Source organism: Pseudomonas sp. MLB6B, from assembly GCF_054508135.1.
Genome location: NZ_CP199313.1, coordinates 3,442,242 through 3,463,740 on the forward strand (window position 1 = coordinate 3,442,242; position 21,499 = coordinate 3,463,740).

Sequence of the window (21,499 nt, forward strand, 5' to 3'; positions counted from 1 at the left end):
AGCTAGAACCCGAAATAAAAATTCCTGACAGGATAAAAATTTTCCTCTGGCTATAGACCTCCTCGTGCCGTTTGCTTATAAAACCGCAAAAGGAAATTTATATTCCTGCCAAGAATTATTCAGTGTCACCCCCTTTCGCCCTTGTGCCCGACCTGCCCCACTTCATCACGAGGATCCGAGCATGCACCCCGCTCCCGACCACTTCATCCTGCGCGTCAGTTGCCCGGCGGTGTCCGGCATCGTCGCGGCAGTGACCACGTACCTCGCCGAGCAAGGTTGCTACATCAGCGAAATGGCGCAGTTCGACGACGAAGACAACGGCCGCTTCTTCATGCGTGCGGTGTTCCGCTACAACCTCGGCTTCACGGGCGATACGGCGCAGCTGGAAGCCGGCTTCGGCGATGTGGCCGAGCGTTTCGACATGGACTGGAGCCTGCACAGCAGCGCGCGCCCGACCCGCGTGCTGCTGATGGTCAGCAAGTTCGACCATTGTCTGGCCGACCTGCTCTATCGCCACGCCAAGGGCGAGCTGGACATGCACATCACCGCCGTGGTTTCCAACCACCTCGACCTGCGCGCCATGGCCGAGCGCCAGGGCATCCGCTTCATCTACCTGCCGGTGAGCAAGGACACCAAGCAGGCGCAGGAGGCGGCGCTGATGCGTATCGTCGAGGAGACCGGCACCGAGCTGGTGGTGCTGGCGCGCTACATGCAGATCCTCTCCGACGACCTGTGCCGCCAATTGAGCGGCAAGGCGATCAACATCCACCACTCTTTCCTGCCCGGCTTCAAGGGTGCCAAGCCCTACCATCAGGCCTACCAGCGCGGGGTCAAGCTGATCGGCGCCACGGCCCACTACGTCACCAGCGACCTGGACGAAGGCCCGATCATCGAGCAGGAAGTGCAGCGCGTGGACCACGCCTACAACCCGGAAGACCTGGTCGCCATCGGCCGCGATACCGAAACCATCGCCCTCTCCCGCGCAGTGAAGTACCACCTCGAGCACCGGGTGTTCCTCAACCACGACCGCACGGTGATCTTCAAATGAACGCCACTTCCAGCGTCAAGCTGATCGACGGCAAGGCCTGCGCGGCGAGGGTGCTGGTCGAGGTGCGCGAGCAAGTGCAGTCACTGCGCCAGCAAGGCGTGCAGCCGGGCCTGGCCGTGGTGCTGGTAGGCAGCGACGCCGCCAGCCAGGTGTACGTGCGCAACAAGGTGCTGCGCGCTAATGAAGTGGGCATCCGCTCGCTGGAGCATCGCCTGCCCGCCACCACCCGGCAGGCCGAGTTGCTGAGCCTGATCGCGCAGCTCAACGAAGACCCGCAGGTGCATGGCATTCTGGTGCAGCTGCCATTGCCGGCGCACATCGACGAACACCGCGTCCTGCAGGCGGTGAACCCGCTCAAGGACGTCGATGGTTTCCACAGCGAGAACGTCGGTGGCCTTGCACAAGGCCGCGAGGTCCTGACCCCTTGCACCCCCAGCGGCTGCATGCGCCTGCTGCGCGAGGCCTGCGGCGAGCTGCGCGGCAAGCACGCCGTGGTGGTGGGCCGCTCCAACATCGTCGGCAAGCCCATGGCGGCCTTGCTGCTGCAAGCCGACTGCACGGTGACCACGGTGCACTCGCGCAGCCGCGATCTGCCGGCGCTGTGCCGCCAGGCCGACATCCTTGTAGCGGCGGTGGGCAAGCCGCGCCTGATCGGCGCCGACTGGCTCAAGCCCGGCGCGGTGGTGATCGATGTCGGCATCAACCGCATCGACGAAGACGGCCGCAGCCGTCTGGTCGGCGACGTCGACTTCGCCGCGGCCCTGCCCCAGGTCGCGGGCATCACGCCGGTACCCGGCGGGGTCGGCCCGATGACCATCGCCTACCTGCTGAAAAACACGCTGCAGGCCTTCGCGCTGCAGCAACAGGCCACTCGCCAGGAGCGCACCCCATGCCCTTCGCCCTGCTGAAACACGGCCTGAGCGCCGACTATCCGGTCGATGTCGACCTGCCGCCACCCTGCGAACTCAAACCCCACTACGACGTGGTGATCATCGGTGGCGGCGGCCACGGCCTGGCCATCGCCTATTACCTGGCCAAGTACCACGGCATCAGCAACGTCGCCGTGCTGGAGAAGGCCTACCTGGGCGGCGGCAACACCGCGCGCAACACAGCGGTGATCCGCTCCAACTACCTGACCAGCGAGGGCGTGCGCTTCTATGCCGAATCGGTGCGCATGTTCCAGAACCTGTCCAACGAATTCGACTTCAACATCATGTATTCCGAACGCGGCCAGCTGACCCTGGCGCACACCGACGCCACCGTGCGTGCCTTCCGCCAGCGCGCCGAGGTCAACAAGCATTTCGGTGGCCGCACGGAAATGATCGACCGTCAGCAGATCCGCGAACTGGTGCCCAGCCTCAACCTCGACCCCGGCCACCTGCCGGTGCTGGCCGGGCTCTGGCACATCGACGGCGCCACCGCGCGCCACGACGCCGTAGCCTGGGGCTACGCCAAGCAGGCGGCCAAGCGTGGCGTGGAGATCCATCAGCTCACCGAAGTGCAGGACCTGGTGATCCGCAACGGCCGCATCGAGGCGGTGAAGACCAACCGTGGCACCGTGCAGTGCGGCTGCGTAGTGCAGGCGGTGGCAGGCGCCAGTTCGCTGTTGATGAACAAGGCGGGCATTCGCGCGCCGATCCAGACCTACCCGCTGCAAGCCATGGTCACCCAGCCGCTCAAGCCGTTCCTCGACCCGCTGGTGAGCTCCTCGGCCCTGCACTGCTACGTGCAGCAGACCAGCCGTGGCGAGATCGTCTTCGGCGGTGGCTCGGACCCTTACCCGCTGTACGGCAGCCGTTCGACCCTGGACCTCAAGGAAAGCCTGCTGGCCCACGCCATCGAGATGTTCCCGTTCATGGCCAACGCCAAGCTGATGCGCCAATGGGCCGGCAGCACCGACATGACCCCCGACTACAGCCCGATCATGGGCCTGTCGCCGGTCGACAACTATTACCTGGACGCCGGCTGGGGCACCTGGGGCTTCAAGGCCACGCCCATCTGCGGCAAGACCATGGCCGAACTGGTCGCCAACGGTGGCAAGGTGCCCGCGCTGATCGCGCCCTTCGCCCTGGAGCGCTTCAGCCGCTTTCAGCAGGTCAACGAAATGGGCGCCACGGCCGCGAGCCACTGACAGGAGCACGAGACGATGAAGATTCTGACCTGCCCTTTGAACGGGCCACGCAACATCAGCGAGTTCTCCTATGGCGGCGAGCTCAAGCCGATGCCCGATCCGGCCACCAGCAGCGACGTCGAATGGGCCGACTACGTGTTCAACAGTGCCAATCGGGCCGGCGTGGTCACCGAATGGTGGCTGCACAACGCGTCGAGCTACTGGTTCCTGGCCGAGCGCCACACCGTCAGCGACCAAGTGCTGCGCACTTTCGACCCCAAAGAGATGTTCGACCGCCGCGTCGACTTCGCCCCTGCCGCCACCCCGGAGATCGCCGGATGAACAGCCCTGTCCGCCTACCCGCCCCCATGGGCCTGCTGATCGACCGCGCGCGGCCCGTGCGTTTCCACTTCGACGGCCAGGCTTGCGAAGGTTTCGCCGGCGACACCATCGCCAGCGCGCTGTTGGGCAACGGCCGCTGGTTGCTGTCGCGCTCGTTCAAGTACCACCGCCCGCGTGGCCCTTTGAGCATGGCCGGGCAAGATGCCAACACCCTGGTGCAGTTGCCCGACGAGCCGAACGTGCTGGCCGACCTGGAGCAGGTCCGCGACGGCTTGAAGGTCGAAGGGCAGAACTACAACGGCAGCTTGAATGACGACCGCGACGCCTACCTCGGCAAGTTCTCGCGTTTCATGCCGGTGGGCTTCTACTACCGCGCCTTCTATAAACCCAAGGGCATGTGGAAGCGCTGGGAGCCGCTGATCCGCAAAAAGGCCGGCCTGGGCGTGCTGAACCTCGACTTCAAGCCGCACTACTACGACAAGGCCTACCTGTTCGTCGACCTGGCCATCGTCGGCGCCGGGCCCGCCGGCCTGCGCGCCGCCTTGGAAGCCGCCAACGCCGGGGCCAAGGTGCTGTTGATCGAGCAGCAATCGGTGCTCGGCGGCTCGCTCACCTATGCCCGCTTCGACGTCGCCGGCACCCGCGCCGCCGCCCTGCGCCAGGAACTGCTGGCCGCCATCGACGGCCACCCCAACATCCAGGTGCTGCTGCAAGCCACCTGCAACGGCTGGTTCACCGACAACTACCTGCCGGTGATCCAGCACCAGCGCATGTTCAAAGTCCGCGCCATGCGCTGTCTGGTCACCGCAGGCGCCTTCGACCAGCCCGTGGTGTTTCGCAACAACGACCTCCCTGGCGTGATGCTGACCAGCGCCGCCCAGCGCCTGATGAAGCTGTACGCGGTCAAGCCCGGCCAGCGCGCGGTGGTGCTCACCGGCCACGACGACGGTTACCTCGCGGCACTCGATCTGCAAGAGCAAGGCGTGGCCGTGGCGGCCGTGGTGGACATGCGCGCCGCTCCCCTCGATCCCGCCCTGGCCGCCGAACTGCAGCGGCGCGCCATCCCCCTGCACCTGGGCAGCACCGTCTACGAAGCCTTGCACGAAGCAGGCATGCGCCACGTCAGTGGTGCGGACATCCGCCCCATCGTCGGCCAGGGCAAGGTCGGTGCCCAAGGCATGCGCGTGGCCTGCGACCTGTTGTGCATGTCGGCTGGCTACATGCCGGTCTACCAACTGCTGTGCCAGGCCGGCGGCAAGCTGGCCTACGACGTCGAGCGCGACGCCTTCGTCATCGACCAATTACCCCCAGGGTTGGACATCGCAGGCTCGGTGAACGGCCGCCACCACCTCGACAACGTGCTGGCCGACGCCACCCGCAGCGCCGGCGAAGCCTTGCTCGCCCTGGGCCTGCCGGCACCGGCGCTGCCCGACTCGGTGCTCGAAGCCAAGGTCAATTTCCCCTGGCCGATCTTCCCCCACCCCAAGGGCAAGGACTTCGTCGACTTCGACGAAGACCTGCAAGTGCGCGACATCGTCAATGCCACCCGCAGCGGCTACCGCGACATTCAGCTGGTCAAGCGCTTCTCCACGGTCGGCATGGGGCCTTCGCAGGGCCGGCACTCGGCGCTGCCCACCGCCCGTTTGGTGGCCCAGGCCACCGGTCGCAGCATTGGCGAAACCGGCGTGACCACCGCCCGCCCACCCTTCCAGGCGGAGAAACTCGCCCACGTGGCGGGCCGCGCCTTCGACCCTTACCGGCAAACGCCGATGCACCGCCGCCATGAGCAGGCCGGTGCCAAGCTGATGCCCGCCGGTGCCTGGCAGCGCCCGGCCTACTACGGCTCGCCCGAACAGCGCGACCCGTGCATGCAAGCCGAAGCCCGGCACGTGCGCGAGAAGGTCGGCCTGATCGACGTCTCCACCCTGGGCGGCCTGGACGTGCGCGGGCCGGACGCAGCCGAACTGCTCGAGCGGTTGTACACCTTCGGCTTCGCCAAGCTGGCCATCGGTCGTACCCGCTACGCCCTGATGACCAACGAGCACGGCGTGGTGATCGACGACGGCGTCTGCGCGCGCCTGGCCGAATGGCACTTCTATGTCACCGCGACCACCAGCGGGGTCGATCGTCTCTACCAGCAGATGCTCAAGTGGAACGCCCAGTGGCGTCTGGACGTGGACATCACCAACGTGACCGCTGCTCTGGCGGCGGTGAACCTGGCCGGGCCGCTGTCGCGTCAGGTGCTGGAGCAGGTCTGCGACGACGTGGACCTGTCCGCCGCCGCCTTCCCCTACCTCGGCGTACGCCTGGGCAAAGTCGCCGGCATCGCCGCGCGCATCCTGCGAGTCGGTTTCGTCGGCGAGCTGGGCTATGAAGTGCACGTGCCGGCGCGCCATGCCGAACGCCTATGGGACGCGCTCATGCAGGCCGGTGCCGGCCTGGGCATCCGCCCGTTCGGAGTCGAGGCGCAGCGTTTGCTGCGTCTGGAAAAGGGCCACGTGATCATCGGCCAGGACACCGACGGCATGACCCACCCCGCCGAGATCGACATGCAGTGGGCGATCGGTCGCAAGAAACCCTTCTTCGTCGGCAAGCGCTCGATCGAGATCCTCGAAGCCCAGCCGCTCAAGCGCAAGCTGGTGGGCTTCAGCCTGCCACAAGGCAGCCCGCAGCCGCTCGAAGGCCACCTGGTCCTCGATGGCCCGGACATCAGCGGCAACGTCACCTCCTGCGAGTACTCGCAGACCTTGGGGCAGATCATCGGCCTCGCCTACGCCGGCGCCCACCAGGCCACGCCGGGCATGCACATCCCGATCCGCGTCGAAGGCGGCGCGCTGGTGCATGCCACGGTGGTGAAGCTGCCGTTCCACGATCCCGACAACTCGCGCCAGGAGCTCTAAGCCATGACCAGCTTGAATACCCCCACACCCAGCCGCCGGCCCGTGCCGGTCGAGGCAACGGCCTGCAGCCTGAGCGACCTCACCGAACTGCCCCGCTACGGTCTGCGCGGCAGCGACAGCGCAGGCTGTCTGCAAGCCCTCGGCTACCGCTTGCCCGAGCGCCCCAACCAAGCCGTACGCCAGGCCGACGGCAGCTGGGTCGCACGCCTGTCGGCGACCGAATACCTGTTGCTGGGTTGTGGTGATGATCAGGGCGCACGTGTCGCGGCGCAGGAAGCCGAATGGGTCCAGGACGAGCGGCGCAGCTACTTGCTGCCGCGTCAGGACAGCCATGCCTGGTTGCAGTTGTCCGGCGTTCGGTGCAGCGCCGTGATGGCCAAGCTCTGTGGCGTCGACCTGCGTGCCGAGGCGTTCGCGGTCGGTGCGGTGGCGCAGACTTCGGCGGCGCGGATCAATGTGATCGTGATCAATGTCGGGGATGAGCGGGGACCTGCGCTGGCACTGCTCTTCGATCGCGCGTCGCTGAGTTACTTCACAGACGCCGTGCTCGATGCGATGGCGGAGTTCGTGGCGGGTGCGCCTGCCGGTTGAAGGCGCCTGGAGCGACATCTGCTTTCCTGATAGACGGCAATGTCGGAGCCGAGGATGCTGAAGACGCTGGATGCGCTGTCGTCGTTGAAGGGGGCGCCTAGCTGGGCGTTGCCTAGCCGGGGCGCCCAGCGATGGACGCCTCTGCGACCTTCAACGTGGCATGGACGAATATCCGGACGTTTCAGGCAGAACCCAAGAGACCCCAGTCGCGCGACCGACTGGCCAGGGTGCCATCCGCCTCAAACCTTGAACCGACCCGCCATCCCCTGCAGTTGCACCCCGATCCGCGCCAGTTCCGCACTGGAACTCGCCGTCTCCTCACTGGCCGCCGCCGTCTGGTCAGAAATGTCACGCACCTGGGTGACGCCACGGCTGATCTGCTCGCCCGCCGCGCTCTGCTGCTCGGCCGCGCAAGCGATCTGCTCGTTCATGGCCTCGATGTCCTTGATCGAACCGGCGATGCGCTTGAGCATCTGTCCGACCTCCTGGGACAGGCCGACGCTGTCGTCGGTCAGCTGCACGTTCTGCTCGAGTACATTGCCCATGTGGTCGGTGCTCTGGTTGAGCGCGGCGATCAGCTGGGTGATCTCATCGGTAGAGCTGCGCGTGCGCTGCGCCAGCCCGCGCACTTCATCGGCCACCACGGCGAAACCGCGTCCCGCCTCGCCTGCGCGTGCCGCTTCGATGGCCGCGTTGAGGGCCAGCAGGTTGGTCTGTTCCGACACCGACTTGATGACGTCGAGCACCCCACCGATGCTGTCGGCGTGGCTGCGCAAGGTCTTCATCACGCTTTGCGCTGCCGACATTTCCTCGGCCAGCCGCTCGATCTGCGCGACGGCCTTGTCCACCGCCTGGTCGCCCTGGCTCGCCTGCTGACTGGCTTGCAGCGCGGAGGCAGCGGCCTGGCCGGCGTTGCGCGCCACTTCATGGGTAGTGGCGGTCATTTGCTGCATGGCCGTGGCGATCTGCTCGGTTTCGCTCTTCTGCGCCTGCACGCCCGCGCTGGTCTGCTCGGTCACGGCCGACAGCTGCTCGGCGGCGCTGGCGACCTGCACCACGCCGTCACGCAGCTCGCTGACCAGGCCGTGCAGGCTGAGTGTCATGCGCTGCATGCTCGACTGCAAGGCGCCGAGTTCGTCGGTGCGGGTGACGGTCTGGCGGTGGGTGAAATCGCCGCGGGCGACGGTTTCGGCGATTTCCACGGTTTCCTTCAAGGGCGTCACGATCGAGCGGGTGATCAGCCATGCGGCCGCGCCGCCCAGAAAGACGGCGATGGCCAGCCAGAGCAGCAGGGTGCGTTGTGCGTCGCGCACGTCGGCCTGCTGGAACTCGACCTGGACGGCGGTGAGTTTGTCGGTCAGTGCCAGCAGTTCGGCGATGGTCTTGCTGATGCCCGACTGACCGGCATCGACCCGGCCCTGGGCTTGCACGGTCTGCTGGATGCGCTGCTGGTAGGCGGTCACTTCCTCGATCATCGTCTGCACGTAGGATTGCGGCAGCGAGCTACTAGTGAGTTCACGGGTCTGGCTGAGCATTTCGGTCACCGCTTCGGTGGCCGCCGCTTCCAGCGCCGGGCTGGGCGTGGCGGCATAGGTGCGGAAACTGATGCGCATCCGCTGCAGGGTCAGTGCCAGGCTTCCCAGCGACTGGCGGTCGTCATAGAGCCCGCCGTCGGCATTGCCCACATCCCACAGCCGCTGTAGCGCCTCGTTCATGGTTTCCGCCGACGCGGTGGCATTGTTGCGTGCCTCCTCGCGTTCACGGGTAGCGGCCACCGACTGGTCGTAAAAGCCGCGGTAGTTCTTCAGCAGCCCACCCGCCTGGCCGATCAGCGCCTGGCTCTGCGCCGTACGGAAGTGCGGGGCCATGCCTTGCACTTGTGCGTTGGTCGCCTCCAGGGCAGCGAGCCACTTGGCTGCCTGCTCGTCGGAGGCATTGACGAAATACACCAGCCGCTCGATGCGCATGTCCCTGGCCAGGGTGCTCAGCTTGGCGACCTCCTGCATGCGCGCATTGCGCTCGGCCAGGATCTGGCCGGTCTGCCAACCGGTGTAGGCGACCAGCATGATCAGCGCGACCAGCAGCGAAAAGCCCAGTGCGAGCTTGGTACGCACGCTGAGGTTGTTGAAAGCGTCGAGGCGGGATGATGGCATCGGGGAAGACTCGAGAGAGTGAGGAAGCGCCGGCACTGGGTCTACGGCTTACAGAAGCATCGGCTCGAAACGTCTTTCCTTGATGGTGGGGTGCGAAATTGAGGACGATCAGGCCCTAGTGCACGTCACCGGCCTGCCCGCGGACTGCCTGGAGCCGCATCACTTCATAGGCGAGTGCGTCGCAGGCCGGTCGCGTCAGCGTACCCTGTCGCTGGATTTCGAGGGCGGCTTGCTGGCGCTCGTTTTGCAGTCTGGACGGATCGAAGTCGAACTCGGCCGTTCGTTCCTTCAGCATCCGGCTGCCCGCAGCGGCCAGATCGACATCCATCATCCCGGCGGCCGCACATTGCTCGCCGAGCGTGGAGGACAGCGCTATGGCCCGATACTGGGCAGCCTGCATAACCGGTTTTTCCGGTTGGGCAGCGCAGCCCGCTAATATGACAGCAGCGGCGAGCGCGCAGACGGGGCGTTTCATTGGATCACCTCATGCGATGGAGAAAGCTCGTGGAAAGCGCGGTGGGCGCAGATCGACCTCAAGGGCCACCCTACCCACCGTTTCGAAAGGCCAAGCGAGCGCCTTGCGCTTCGCCATGATGGCGGCGACGGTCGTCCTTTACCAAGCCGAATATCGCGCTAGACGCTTTGCAGCACCTGGGCCTGCTGCCCAAAAACCAGCGCGGTGGCGACGGAGCGGTGCAACGGCACCACCGCGGTCAGGGTAGCCTGGTACGCATGGTAAAGATCGGCCTTGCCTCGATAGACGCGAGAAGACGGCCTGTTCGAACCATCGACCTCATGATGCCAACCGCCGTTCACCCGGTCGATCAGGTACAGATCCGTGTAATCCCAAAAGCGTCCGTACCAATCCGCATAGGCCGCATCGCCGGTGCGTACGGACAGGGCGTGGGCCGCCTTGATGGCTTCGGCCATGACCCAGTGCGGTCGATTGTGCACCACGGGCCGGTCTTGCCAGTCGACGGTGTAGACCATGCCCGGCGCGCCGTCCACCGCCCAACCGATGCGCGTACCGGTCTCGAACAGCCTGATGGCACTTTCCGACAGCCAGCCAGGTGCCGAACCGTCCTGGGCCTCTAGCGCGGCCTCCAGCTTGAGCAGCAGGAAAGACCACTCTAGAAAGTGGCCAGGGGTCAGGCCGTAAGGCCGCAGGTCGTCGGTGGCCCGGTCCTGGTGGTAGTCGGTGAGCGGCTGCCATCGACGGTCGAAGTGCTCGGCCAGTCGGTAGTCCTGCGCGCGTGCCAACTGCGCCACGAAACGCGTGGCGATGCGCAGCGCACGCGCGCGCCAGAGCGGCGCGTCCAGGGCGTCGGCCACGGCCAGGGCCATTTCCAGGCTGTGCATGTTGCTGTTGGCGCCGCGGTAGTCTTCTTCATCGGTCCAGTCGGCGGCAAAGCTCTCGCGCATCACCCCTTCCTCTTCCGACCAGAAATGCCGCTCGATGGGGGCCAGCGCACGCTCCATCAGCGCCGTGGCACCCGGCAACCCGGTGACCACTGCCGTCGATGCGGCCAGGGCCACGAACGCATGAACGTACGCCTGCTTGCGCCCCGCCCGGTCGCCGGCGGCGGGCAACCACCCGCCATGCTCGGCGTCGTGCAGCGTGTCCATCAGCGTTGTCACGCCGTGCACGGCCAGGGTCCGGCCGCCGGGCAGGCCGCGGGCGAAGGCCAAGGCATAGGCGTGCGTCATGCGGGCGGTGATGAGCGTCTGCGCCGGACCGTCGGAGACGCGGCCCGCATCGTCGAGCGCGGCGAAACCGTCTTCGACGCGCGCGTTCTTGGAGAAATCCAACAGCCACTGGCCCTGCTCGTCGAGCCACCGATGGTGCAAGGGGCTGTTCAGCCAGTCGAGACGTGCGGGGGACCTATCCATTGACCGGCATCCCCCCATTCACATGGATGGTCTGGCCGGTGACGTAGGACGCATCCTCACTGGCCAGGTACACATAGGCCGGCGCCACCTCGCTGGGTTGGCCGATGCGCCCCAGCGGAACGGACTTGCCCATGTCGGCGACCAGTTGCGGATCGATCGGGCCGAAGCCGGCTGGCTGGATCGACGTCCAGATAGGCCCCGGCGCGACTTCGTTGACGCGAATCCCACGGCTTGCGAGCTGGAGCGCCAGTGCGCGGGTGAAGCCCACTTGCGCACCCTTGGTGCTGGAATACGCCACCAGGCTGTCATTGCCCACGTAGGCATTGACCGAGGTGGTGTTGATGATGGAAGCGCCCGGCGCGAAATGCGGCAGCGCCGCGCGGCTGAGCCTGAACATGGGGTGCACGTTTGTATCGAAGTGCCACGCCCAGTCTTCGTCGCTGACGGCTGTCAGGTCATCGGCCACTTTCTGGATGCCGGCGTTGTTCACCAGGATGTCCAGACCACCCAGGGCCGCAACCGCTTCGTCGATGACCTGGCGACAGAACGCCGGGTCGCGCAGATCGCCGACGATCGCCAGCGACCGCACACCCTCGGCCTCCAGCAGCGACAGCGTGTACTGGCCGTCCTCGGCTTCCATGGGCAGATGGACGATGGCGACGTCGGCGCCTTCGCGGGCAAAGTGCAGGGCTACAGCGCGGCCGATGCCGCTGTCGCCCCCGGTGACCACGGCCCGCTTGCCGGCCAGACGTCCACTGCCCCGGTAGTTCGGGCGGATGTGCTGGGCCGGTGGATTGAGCTCGGACTCGCGGCCCGGCATGCGGTCTTGCGACTGGGGTAGAGGTGTGAACATGGTCGTTTTTCCTGAATAGGGGTTGGGCTTGGATGCAGTTGCCGAGACCCATCCGCGCCATGGACGCTGCGCACCGGATCTCGTCGGCAGGGCGCCATGCCTAAAGATCGGCGCCCTCGCATTGCATACAGAGCAGGCCGAAAACATTTCGTTGCATCGCGATTCATTAAATTTGCATCGCGATGCAAAATCCTTTGAAACTGGATCCCATCGGTGCCTATGATCGGGCCTGACCTTATTTTGGACGGCCCTCCCATGCGTGTATTCGCCTGTATCGCCCTGTCGTTGATCAGTACCGCAACCCTGGCCAACAGCCCTTTGTTTCTCGAAGTCAATGAAGCGAACCAGGCCCACCCGCGCTCAGCCAACGTCGAGATCGTCGCCCGTCTCGCAGACCTTGACCCCTCGGGCGTGGCGGTGATCGGCAAGCGCTTGTTCCTGAGCTTTCCGAAGCACGATGCCGACCACGCAGGGCCCGTGCTGGGGGAATGGCGAGATGGCCGTCTGGTGCCGTTTCCCGACGCCGCGATGGCTAGCAGCACCACCGGCGATCCCGCGCAGAGGCTGGTGTCGGTGCATGGCATCACGACCGATACGCAGGGCCGGCTGTGGGTGATCGACGACGGCAAGGTCAAAGGCCAGGCCATCGCACCTGGGGGCGCCAAGCTGGTGGGCTTCGATCCCGCCACGGGGCGCGTCGTGGCCAAGGTGCTGATCCAGTCGGCTTTGCTGCCGGACAGCCATCTGAACGATCTGCGCATTGACCTGAGCCATGGCGCGCAAGGAACCGCCTACATCGCCGACAGCTCGTTCGATGGCCACCCGGCGTTGGTCGTGGTCGACATCGCCAGTGCCAGGCAGCGCCGGGTCCTGGCGAACGATGCGCGGATCAAGGCAGACCCCGGCTACCAGACGGTGTTGGAAGGCCGTGTGTTGCAGCAGTCTGCCAACCCCCCTGCCTTTCCAGGGGGTGGCGTGGACGGCGTCGCGTTGTCGCCCGACGGCGGCACGTTATATTTCGCGGCGCTGTCCAGCCGCAGGCTCTATTCGCTACCTGCCGCTTTGCTGGCCGATTTCAACCAGAGCGACGCCGCGTTGGCCGATGCGATAGTCGACCTGGGCGAAAAAGGCGCGGCGGATGGAATGGCGACCGACCCCTGGGGGCGCCTGTATACTACCGCGGCGGATCACGACGCCATTTTCCGCCGTAACCTGGATGGCACCTTTGAAACCATCGCCCAAGATCCCCGCTTCATATGGCCCGACGGAATTTTTGCTGATGAACACTATGTCTATGTCGTACTGGGGCAGTGGACACGCCTGCCGCAGTACCATGCTGGCGTCGACCGCCGCCAACCGCCCTACCTTGTCGCCCGCGTGCCGATCAGCCCACCATGAGTGAACGCCCGCCCACCTCGCACGATGTCGCCCGCGAAGCGGGGGTTTCCCAGTCGGCGGTCTCACGCGTGTTCGCCGAAGGGGCGAGTGTGTCGCCGGCCATGCGCGCTCGCGTCGAGGCAGCCGCCGCGCGCCTGGGTTATCGCCCGAGCCGCCTGCCGGCCATCATGCGCTCGGGCAAGAGCGACATCGTCGCCGTGGTCATCGGCGGCCTCTACAACCCTTTCCATACGATGACGTTGGAGTCCTTCACCCAGGCGCTGGCCGCGGCCGGCAAGCAGACGTTGGTGGTCAGGGTCGACAACGACCGCGACCTCGACGAGGCCTTGGGCGAGTTGGTGTCGTTGAAGGTCGACGGGGTACTCAGCGCCCTTTCCGTCTCCTCGGCCCTGGCGGCCCAGGAACTCGATCGCTATCGCCTGCCCATCGTCACGCTGAACTCGTCCGTGCAAAGCCGCTGGATCTGCGCGGTCAACTCGGACAACGCCGAAGCCGGTCGGCAGGCTGCGCAGTTGCTGTACGACTCCGGCAGCAGGCATTTCGCAGGCATTCTGGGCCCGGCAGATACGCTGAGCCACAGTGCCCGCGCGCTCGGCTTTGCCACCACTGTGCAACCGTTCGGCGACTCGTCCCTGCAGGTCAGCCATGGCGGCTACGACTACGAATGGGGCAGACAGGAAGGCGCGCGACTGCTCGACTTGGCGGAGCGCCCCGACGGTATCTTCTGCGGCAACGACCTGATCGCGTTCGGTCTGGTCGATCGCTGGGCCGAAGCCGGGCTTTACGCACCGCGGGACTTTCGGATCATCGGCTACGACAACATGCCTTCGGCGGCGTGGTCGCGTTTCGCGTTGACCAGTTACGACCAGAACACTGACTTGATGGCACAGTCGGCCATCGAGTTGCTGTTGCGGTTCGATGATTGTGCGCCCTGCACACGCGTGATCGAGCCTCGATTGGTCCGGCGTGCGAGTTGTTGAACGAGCGCCGGGCATGTCGGCGCGAACGCCCGATAGGCGACGTACCAACGCCTGCTGAGCCGGGCGTGCAGCACTTGCTCCCAGGACATGCCCGCAACGAACCGCTCGTTCAAGGCGCCGGTGGTGGTGAAGAAAACGATCAACGCCGTCGTGTCGGCAATGAAGGGCAGGTGTTTGTTCATGGTGTTCCCGTGAGGGCGAGGTTGGATGCCTGGCACGAAGGGTCGGCTATGCGATGCAAGGCACGCGTTGGCGCCCAGCGCGTGGATGGCATCATCGAGCGTGTGACCGACAACGCCTGTATTCGATTTGGCGTGAACTCTGGCCTCACTCAGGCAGTGCAGTCGCTGCTCACCTTTCGGGCCTTGCGCCCCGACCTGCCAGATCGCTCGAACGCTCATCCACGGATCGTCCATAGCTGATCCATCCGAGTGGTGTACGCCTGGCTGATCATGTCGCGCCTCATCGCCCACTCCGGCGATGCCGGCACGCTGGCCGCCCGCACCGTTCCCCTCCCCCAGCGGCTGTTGATCGTGTCCATCACCCGCATCAGTCGATCGCATTCGACGGGCTGGGCGGGCGCGAACAAATCCCCGGAATACTCGCCTGCCTTGCGCAAGTCCATGAGCAAGACCTCGGCCTTGCTGTAGCGATAGCCTTCGCGGAAAACCAGGCCCACCGCTTCGGTAGCCAGGCGGGTCAGCAGCAGCGTGTCGTTGGTGGGATAGGGCAATTCGACCAGCGCGCCCTGGGCATGGTGTGGCTCACCTACGCTGTGCATGCCCGTGCGGATGCTCACGCGCATGCGCTTGCACATCGACCCTTGCGCCCGCAGCTTTTCGGCTGCTCGGGCGACGTAAGTGGCTACCGCCTGCTCGATGGGCGCCAGTTCGCTCAGGCGCATGCCGAACATTCTGCTCGAGCAGATCTCCTGCTTGTCAGGCTCGGTCTCGTCCAGCGCCAGGCAAGACACACCGTTCAGCTCCCGCGCCGTCTTCTCCACCACGACGCTGAACTTCTCGCGCAGCGTTCTTGCGTCCGCGTTGGCCAGGTCCATTGCCGTTCGTATGCCCATCTCCGCCAAATGGCCGGTCATGCGCCGGCCGATCCCCCATACCTCACTCACTTGAGTATTGCGCAGCACCCAGTCGCGCTTGAAGGGATCGCAGATATCGGCCACGCCGCCCGTATGCGCCGCCAGCCGCTTGGCGGTGTGATTGGCGAGCTTGGCCAAGGTCTTGGTGGGCGCGATACCTACGCCCACCGGAATTCCGGTGCATTGAGAGATACGTATGCGGATAGCGTGACCCAGGTCGTTAAGGTTGGCGCGGATCCCGGTGAGATCCGCAAAGCACTCATCGATGCTATAGACCTCGACCTTCGGCACCATGCCTTCGATAAGACTCATGACGCGCTCGCTCATGTCGCCATACAGCGCGTAGTTGCTGCTGAACGTCTTGACGCCGTGCTGGCGTAATGTGTCCCTGACCTTGAAGTAAGGGTCACCCATTTTCACGAACGGCTTGGCGTCATATGAACGGGCGATGACACAACCGTCGTTGTTCGAAAGTACCACGATCGGTGTTTTGGCAAGGTCGGGTCTGAACACGCGTTCGCAACTCGCATAGAACGAGTTGCAATCGATCAGCGCGAATACCTGCTCACTGCGCATGGTCGCGCACGCTGTACCGAACGACGCCCCAGATGGACAGTTCGTCGCCTTCCATGATGTAGCGCGGCGGGTAAGAACGGTTTTCCGATTTGAGTATGACCACCCCATTGCGACGGTGAAGTCGTTTACATACAGGTTCGCCGTTGATGGCCGCGATCACAATGTCGCCATGCTCGGCCTCACGTCCTCGGTCGACGATCACCAGATCACCGGAGTAAATCCCCGCGCCCTGCATGCTGTCACCTTCGATCTTGGCCAAGTACACCTGAGGCGCACGGAGCTCGAACAACTCGTCCAGCGAGATATGCTGCTCGATGTGATCGGCCGCTGGCGAAGGGAAACCCGCAGGGATGAGGAAGGCATAAACCGGATGACGTTCGGTGCCGTCGGTTGGCTTACCCAGGTAGGTGATTGACATGGTTGGAGGGCCTGAGGGTTATCTGTATTTATATACAGTTAATCCAGCCATTGGTAATTGGTCAACGTAGATGAGCGTTTTTTCGGACAGGCGTGAGGCATGGCCTCTTTGGACATCATTCGACCGACACGGCAATAGAACATCATCTTCGCCTATTTGGTTGGCATCGGACCGCTAAGTAAGCGAGAAGTGGCGCACTTGAACATCGCCTTGTTTAACGCGGCATCGAGTGAATAAACCGTGCCATTTTCAATCGACGACAAGGAATGGCCGCCCAGCTGGCAGTTTGGGGATCGTTCTTCATATTTGCAGGGTCCATCGTGCAGATATGGCAAAATGACACCATTTAGGGCGTAACCGATGACCGAAGCAGCAGTGACAGGACGGAGTGCGGACGATACCGCCCTACGCAGCCATACGAATTCGCACACCCGGCGCACGACCGACACCCATGACAGGGAAGGTTGCGAATGGACCTGACCACGCTGCATTTCACCGATGCATTGGTGAATCTAACGTGCGGGCTCATGTGCTTCGCTATCTGGGCAAGCAGGCCTGGCAATAGATGTTTTGCCTATTGGGGCCTCGGCGGCTCGTTGTATGGCCTTACCGCCTGCTGGCTGCCCTACCTCCCGGACGGCAACCTCGGTACGGGCCTGACCTATTCGGCGCTGCAGATCGCCAACATCATGTTCTGGGCAGGATATCGGGTGTTCGACGGTGTGCCTGCCGTTCCTGGCTGGCTGCTGGGTTTGCCGACGATCCCTCTGCTGACCGCGCTCGCGTTCGGCTATCCCTCCTATACATCGATCCTCGCCGAGCAGGCCACGATCGTCGCTTACTGTGCGATTTCGCTGGCCCAAGTAGGGTACGTACTCAAAAAGTCCGATGCACTGTATTCCCCGCGGTCCATCTCTGCCTATGCGGTGATCGTCATTCTCCTGTCCGTCGTGCTGACGGGCATCGCCTGGGACGACCAAGCCCAGAACGACACCCATGTCGCGTTGTTCATATTGACCGACCACGCAATGACCATCGTCTTCATGCTGGCCGTCATTGCGATGGTGGGTCAGCGCGACTTCAGGTCGCTGGTCAACGCTTCGCGTCGAGACCCGCTCACCCATGCGCTCAATCGCTCGGGGCTCGACGATCTGCTGTCGAAGATCGACACCGATGCCGCTCTGCTTCTGATAGATGTGGACCATTTCAAAACGATCAACGACCGCTTCGGCCATGCGGTCGGCGATGAAGTGTTGCGTGCACTGGTGAGCCGTATCGCCAGCGTTCTGCCTGCTGGCGGCCACCTCGTACGTTTGGGCGGCGAGGAGTTTCTAGTGATTTCGCAGCCGCCGGATACCTTGCAAGCCGCAGCGTTGGCTGAGCGCATCTGGGCCGCGGTTCGCAACGAGTCGTTCTCGTACGAAGACGCCAAGATCGACTTTACCGTCAGCATCGGGTGTGCGTGGTTCGCGAGCGATGAACCGTTCAGGCAAGCGCTCAAAAGAGCCGACAGCGCGATGTACCGCGCCAAACGGTCCGGACGTGACGTGATCGTTGGAGATTGGGACACCAATGCGTCGTCCGATCGATCGTGTGTCTAGATGATGTTGCCTGGGCGACGCGTGACATTGCCGAGCGCTTTTCAGGAGGTACCTGTGCCTGGGCCAACGTCGGTCTGGGCCATCTATCGCTTCATGAAAGCTCTGGCAGATGTTTGAGCATTGCAACGTAGAAATGACATGGCGGGCACCATACCCATTTGCAGTACGACCACCGGAGCGCAGCCCGATCAAATTCGACGCTTGCATCGACAATCGAACGCGGGAACGGCTTTGTGCTAATTTCGACTGTCGCAAGATGTGAGGGTCATACATGGCAGTCAATATAAAAAGGTTCGATGAGCTCGCGCAGAGGATTTTGGCGGGTCTACACGAAGCATTCCCAGCAGCCCGTCACCTAGGACCCAATGAAGCCGGACTCAGTGACGAGGCGCCTGCCCTCAACACATCCGGTGGGCGATCCGCATCCGATGAATGGCATACGTTGGACACAGAGCTCGCCGGCGTCCTTACCTGGCTTGTGGAGCAAGGCCTGGTCCATGACCGCCAGAACAAATTCGGCGCGAGCCATATCTTGACCGCAAGGGGTTTTGAAGTGTTACACCGGCTCGACCCCAAATACGAGATTCCAGCGGTTGCGAGGCTACTGGATTGAAGAATCACGGGTGGTTATGGATGTAAGAGGCGCTGAACCCAAGGCAAGGGCATCGCGCTGTTTCAAGTTGGACAGGCTGCTATGGAAACAGCTGGGCTGGTTCCAATGCCCTACTCCAATTGGGTGAACCCATGACTCCCTGACTCTGGCTCAGGATTCGGCTGTTGACGGCGCTATGGCTGAGTACCAGGCACCGTGGCCCACCCCGGCCCCGCCAGCCGCCAAAGACCAATCCGCGCCAGCGCCAGTAGTCGAATTGGCTTGCAACCGCAAGTGCAGCGAAGCGGTCAACGTATACACCTGCACTACTGGAGCCCATGCCATGTTGAACCGTCAAACCGTTGGTGGCACAGACCAGGAGCTCGCGCACATGCGCCGACTCAACAAAGTCCTGGCTCGGCTGCCGCGCTTTCGCATCCCGCACAAGCTTGTTCTACGAAGCATTCAAGGGCTGCTCAAATTAGGCCAAATGCGGAACACCAAACTCGTTCGCCATGGGGTACGTGCTGAGCGCAAAACAGTCAGCGTAGAAGACGCGATGGCCTGGGTACGCGTCCTGTACCCCAAAGGTGCGCCCAAGGTCGTAGTGCTCGACATCCACGGTGGCGGCTGGGTGATCGGTAACCCGAGCATGAACGATGCGTTGAACCTGGGGCTCATCAATGCCTGCGATGCGGCGGTGGTGTCTGTCGACTACCGCCTTGCGCCAGGTGCGTCCATCGAAGAGCAGATACAAGACTGCCTCATAGCTGCACGCTGGTTGCTCGACCCTTGCAACTCCACCTTTCGGGGGCTGCCGGTGATCGTGGTGGGTGAGTCAGCCGGGGGGCATCTTGCCGCCGCCTGCTTGCTGGGCCTCAAAGCATGGCCCGAGCTGCTGCGACGTATCCAGGGTACGGTGCTCTACTACGGTGTGTACGACCTTGCGGGCACCCCAAGTGTGCACGCGGCAGGTCCCGATACTTTGGTGTTGGACGGGCCAGGGATGGTAAATGCGCTGCGTCGATTGACCCCAGGGTTGAGCGATGAACAACGCCGGACGCCGCCCCTGTCGCCGCTGTATGCGGATCTGGACGGCCTGCCTCCCGCATTGATGGTCGTAGGGGAACGCGACCCTTTACTGGACGATACGCTACTGATGGCGACGCGCTGGAGCGAGGCTGCGGCGGTCGACCTATGGGTGGTGCGAGAAGCGCCGCATGGTTTCGTGCATTTTGGGGTAGGTCAGACGGTTATCGAGGGGGTGCGGCGGTGGGTGCTGTCCAGGCAGAAAGACGGCCGTTGACCCGGTTGGGAATATCCGCCACAGCCTGATCACCACAATCGGAAAATGCGATATAGCCACGACCGGAGCATCGACTCTAGTGCTTTCTGAGTCGGCAAGCTCCGATTCAGGCTTTCTGGCGCTCATCGCGTGAAGACCTTCACCTTGCATTTAGTCCGTAGCGTTCGCTGAAGTCACCTTGCATGGCTTGGGCGCGCATCGACTTGGCCGAATGCGCGCGAGACAGGATCGCCCTATGATTCGGTGAGTCCACGTCTGATAATGCCTCGGATATCAATATTCGAGGCAGAGCCGACAATGGACTACCGTGCAACGCGCCACGCCCTATTTGCCTTTTCCTTCTTCGTAATGTGCCAACCCGTACAAGCATCGGCATGGCAAATTTGCCGTATGGAGCTACATATCACCGATGTCTTGAAGCTTCCCTATCCAAAGCTACAGGCCCAGGTTGTGAAGGTAAGCCAGGCATCGGCCACGGCGGAATGCCCGGAAAAGGGGGCGACCATCACATTCGTACCGGAAACTGCTGATTACCAAAACACGCTTCCACGCAGACAGTGGCCCCAAAAAGGCCAGATGATGCACATCGACTATCGATACCTGGATGGGACGTGCAAAGGCGATGGCCATCCCCATGCGTGTCGTATCGAACACTACCCCTTGGCGGGTACGTAAGCGCCCGGCGAGCTCATCTTGCGTAAGTCGGGCGGCCACCCCATTGTTTCGCCAATCTCGGAACCGTTGGTACACGGTTGACTACGGGCCGAAGCGCTCCGGCATGTCACGCCAGGCAGCACCGGGACACAGCACCCAAAGCACGCCATCAAGCATGAGACGGTCACTGATTCGAGGTCGACCACGCCTAGGTGTCTCGATAATAAGGGCCAGAGACCAGATCTCAGGTCTCGTGCGAAATTTCGTACCGCTTCGCCATCACAGGATTCCTTTCCGTTGATGGCTGAGGAATCTACAAACTCCTTAATGCTGTGGATCAATGACTAGATTTCTCAGAGTTTCGTACAGATCCTGGGGTCTGTAGACAGTAGACCGTACTGGTGGAGGCTCAAAAACCTGCCCTCCTTGAACTCCACATCCCGCAGTGTGCCTTCACGCTGGAATCCGAACTTCCTCAGCAGTAAGCAACTGGGCTCATTTTCCGGCTCAACGTCTGCGTGAATGCGATGCAAGCCCAGATTGCAGAACCCGTAGTCAATCACTGACGGCAACGCTTCGGAAAGTAGACCTTGACGCCAATACTCAGGCATCAACCAATATCCGATCTCGGCTTTTCGATGGGTGTGGGACCAGTCGTTGAGGCCGCATGCCCCTATCAACGACTCCTGGTTGATGAGAGATATTCCCCACCAGATACCAGACCGCTCGGTAATGATTCGTTCAAACCAGCGCATTTGTTCTTCGGTCTCTGTGAGACTCGAATAGGACACGCCGTAATGAGCGATCACGCGAGGGTCGGAAAGGGCCTTGTACACGTCGACCACATGCACAGGCAGTATCTTTCTCAATGTGATTCTTTCTAAGATGAACTCGGGGAATACGGTGGACACTTGGTAGGACCGGTTGCCTCAAGAAGGTCGCTAAGTTAACACGGACGCGGCGTCCCCTTATCCCCCAAACTGGCTGGTGT

General features: G+C 63.3%; 19 protein-coding genes and 3 pseudogenes. 12 read left to right on the forward strand and 10 right to left on the reverse strand.

Going from position 1 to position 21,499, the window contains the following annotated elements:
- Nucleotides 1–181: 181 nt before the first annotated feature.
- From purU to ACSMEV_RS15250, 6 genes are read left to right on the forward strand one after another with little or no spacing between them, the layout of a single operon-like run.
- Nucleotides 182–1,048: a formyltetrahydrofolate deformylase gene (gene purU, locus ACSMEV_RS15225; RefSeq protein WP_459205898.1), complete on the forward strand. Its 867-nt coding sequence runs from the start codon at nucleotides 182–184 to the stop codon at nucleotides 1,046–1,048.
- Nucleotides 1,045–1,956, forward strand: a complete 912-nt coding sequence (gene folD, locus ACSMEV_RS15230; RefSeq protein WP_459205899.1) for a bifunctional methylenetetrahydrofolate dehydrogenase/methenyltetrahydrofolate cyclohydrolase FolD — start codon at nucleotides 1,045–1,047, stop codon at nucleotides 1,954–1,956. Before purU ends, folD begins: the two co-directional genes overlap by 4 nt.
- Nucleotides 1,938–3,179 (forward strand): FAD-dependent oxidoreductase, encoded by a 1,242-nt coding sequence (locus tag ACSMEV_RS15235; protein ID WP_459205900.1) that lies wholly within the window; start codon nucleotides 1,938–1,940, stop codon nucleotides 3,177–3,179. Before folD ends, ACSMEV_RS15235 begins: the two co-directional genes overlap by 19 nt.
- A gap of 15 nt (nucleotides 3,180–3,194) precedes the next feature.
- The gene (locus ACSMEV_RS15240) at nucleotides 3,195–3,500 is read left to right on the forward strand and encodes a sarcosine oxidase subunit delta (RefSeq protein ID WP_459205901.1); all 306 of its coding nucleotides are present in this window, start codon (nucleotides 3,195–3,197) and stop codon (nucleotides 3,498–3,500) included.
- Complete coding sequence (locus tag ACSMEV_RS15245; RefSeq protein WP_459205902.1) at nucleotides 3,497–6,400, forward strand: 2Fe-2S iron-sulfur cluster-binding protein; 2,904 nt, start codon at nucleotides 3,497–3,499, stop codon at nucleotides 6,398–6,400. The genes ACSMEV_RS15240 and ACSMEV_RS15245 overlap by 4 nt, the downstream gene beginning before the upstream one ends.
- Before the next feature lie 3 nt (nucleotides 6,401–6,403).
- Nucleotides 6,404–6,991 carry a sarcosine oxidase subunit gamma gene (locus ACSMEV_RS15250; RefSeq protein WP_459205903.1) on the forward strand — a complete coding sequence of 196 codons (588 nt, stop codon included), beginning with the start codon at nucleotides 6,404–6,406 and terminating at the stop codon, nucleotides 6,989–6,991.
- A 239-nt stretch (nucleotides 6,992–7,230) separates the two neighbouring features.
- Here ACSMEV_RS15250 and ACSMEV_RS15255 read toward each other — a convergent pair whose 3' ends face one another.
- From ACSMEV_RS15255 to ACSMEV_RS15275, 5 genes and pseudogenes are all read right to left on the reverse strand, one after another.
- Complete coding sequence (locus ACSMEV_RS15255; protein WP_459208359.1) at nucleotides 7,231–8,103, reverse strand: methyl-accepting chemotaxis protein; 873 nt, start codon at nucleotides 8,101–8,103, stop codon at nucleotides 7,231–7,233.
- Nucleotides 8,089–9,144 (reverse strand): annotated as a pseudogene (locus ACSMEV_RS15260) (methyl-accepting chemotaxis protein); the annotation flags it as partial. The pseudogene ACSMEV_RS15260 and the gene ACSMEV_RS15255, both read right to left, overlap by 15 nt.
- Before the next feature lie 115 nt (nucleotides 9,145–9,259).
- Nucleotides 9,260–9,619, reverse strand: a complete 360-nt coding sequence (locus ACSMEV_RS15265; RefSeq protein ID WP_459205904.1) for a hypothetical protein — start codon at nucleotides 9,617–9,619, stop codon at nucleotides 9,260–9,262.
- A gap of 158 nt (nucleotides 9,620–9,777) precedes the next feature.
- Nucleotides 9,778–11,034: an AGE family epimerase/isomerase gene (locus ACSMEV_RS15270; protein WP_459205905.1), complete on the reverse strand. Its 1,257-nt coding sequence runs from the start codon at nucleotides 11,032–11,034 to the stop codon at nucleotides 9,778–9,780.
- The gene (locus ACSMEV_RS15275) at nucleotides 11,027–11,887 is read right to left on the reverse strand and encodes an SDR family oxidoreductase (RefSeq protein WP_459205906.1); all 861 of its coding nucleotides are present in this window, start codon (nucleotides 11,885–11,887) and stop codon (nucleotides 11,027–11,029) included. The genes ACSMEV_RS15270 and ACSMEV_RS15275 overlap by 8 nt, the downstream gene beginning before the upstream one ends.
- A gap of 219 nt (nucleotides 11,888–12,106) precedes the next feature.
- Here ACSMEV_RS15275 and ACSMEV_RS15280 point away from each other — a divergent pair, with 219 nt between their 5' ends.
- Together ACSMEV_RS15280 and ACSMEV_RS15285 are read left to right on the forward strand one after the other, a co-directional pair.
- Nucleotides 12,107–13,285: an L-dopachrome tautomerase-related protein gene (locus ACSMEV_RS15280; RefSeq protein ID WP_459205907.1), complete on the forward strand. Its 1,179-nt coding sequence runs from the start codon at nucleotides 12,107–12,109 to the stop codon at nucleotides 13,283–13,285.
- Nucleotides 13,282–14,250 (forward strand): annotated as a pseudogene (locus ACSMEV_RS15285) (LacI family DNA-binding transcriptional regulator); the annotation flags it as partial. The gene ACSMEV_RS15280 and the pseudogene ACSMEV_RS15285, both read left to right, overlap by 4 nt.
- Here the strand turns inward: ACSMEV_RS15285 and alaE are convergent.
- Nucleotides 14,145–14,447 carry an L-alanine exporter AlaE gene (gene alaE, locus ACSMEV_RS15290; protein WP_459208360.1) on the reverse strand — a complete coding sequence of 101 codons (303 nt, stop codon included), beginning with the start codon at nucleotides 14,445–14,447 and terminating at the stop codon, nucleotides 14,145–14,147. The pseudogene ACSMEV_RS15285 and the gene alaE sit on opposite strands and share 106 nt — an antisense overlap.
- Here alaE and ACSMEV_RS15295 point away from each other — a divergent pair.
- Nucleotides 14,331–14,687 carry a hypothetical protein gene (locus tag ACSMEV_RS15295; RefSeq protein WP_459208392.1) on the forward strand — a complete coding sequence of 119 codons (357 nt, stop codon included), beginning with the start codon at nucleotides 14,331–14,333 and terminating at the stop codon, nucleotides 14,685–14,687. The two genes, alaE and ACSMEV_RS15295, sit on opposite strands and share 117 nt — an antisense overlap.
- Here the strand turns inward: ACSMEV_RS15295 and ACSMEV_RS15300 are convergent.
- Together ACSMEV_RS15300 and ACSMEV_RS15305 are read right to left on the reverse strand one after the other, a co-directional pair.
- Complete coding sequence (locus ACSMEV_RS15300; protein ID WP_459205908.1) at nucleotides 14,663–15,937, reverse strand: Y-family DNA polymerase; 1,275 nt, start codon at nucleotides 15,935–15,937, stop codon at nucleotides 14,663–14,665. The two genes, ACSMEV_RS15295 and ACSMEV_RS15300, sit on opposite strands and share 25 nt — an antisense overlap.
- Nucleotides 15,927–16,355, reverse strand: a complete 429-nt coding sequence (locus tag ACSMEV_RS15305) for a LexA family protein (RefSeq protein ID WP_296268368.1) — start codon at nucleotides 16,353–16,355, stop codon at nucleotides 15,927–15,929. The genes ACSMEV_RS15300 and ACSMEV_RS15305 overlap by 11 nt, the downstream gene beginning before the upstream one ends.
- Nucleotides 16,356–16,825: 470 nt before the next feature.
- On the opposite strand from ACSMEV_RS15305, the gene ACSMEV_RS15310 reads away from it, so the two are divergent.
- From ACSMEV_RS15310 to ACSMEV_RS15320, 3 genes are all read left to right on the forward strand, one after another.
- Nucleotides 16,826–17,956 (forward strand): GGDEF domain-containing protein, encoded by a 1,131-nt coding sequence (locus ACSMEV_RS15310; protein WP_459205909.1) that lies wholly within the window; start codon nucleotides 16,826–16,828, stop codon nucleotides 17,954–17,956.
- 935 nt (nucleotides 17,957–18,891) lie between these two features.
- Complete coding sequence (locus ACSMEV_RS15315) at nucleotides 18,892–19,854, forward strand: alpha/beta hydrolase (RefSeq protein WP_459205910.1); 963 nt, start codon at nucleotides 18,892–18,894, stop codon at nucleotides 19,852–19,854.
- Between the two features lie 297 nt (nucleotides 19,855–20,151).
- Nucleotides 20,152–20,529, forward strand: coding sequence for a hypothetical protein (locus tag ACSMEV_RS15320; RefSeq protein ID WP_459205911.1), 378 nt, complete (start codon nucleotides 20,152–20,154; stop codon nucleotides 20,527–20,529).
- Here the strand turns inward: ACSMEV_RS15320 and ACSMEV_RS15325 are convergent.
- Both ACSMEV_RS15325 and ACSMEV_RS15330 read right to left on the reverse strand, forming a co-directional pair.
- Nucleotides 20,518–20,788 (reverse strand): annotated as a pseudogene (locus ACSMEV_RS15325) (transposase); the annotation flags it as partial. The gene ACSMEV_RS15320 and the pseudogene ACSMEV_RS15325 sit on opposite strands and share 12 nt — an antisense overlap.
- Nucleotides 20,789–20,861: 73 nt before the next feature.
- Nucleotides 20,862–21,419: a GNAT family N-acetyltransferase gene (locus tag ACSMEV_RS15330; protein WP_459205912.1), complete on the reverse strand. Its 558-nt coding sequence runs from the start codon at nucleotides 21,417–21,419 to the stop codon at nucleotides 20,862–20,864.
- Nucleotides 21,420–21,499 lie beyond the last annotated feature (80 nt).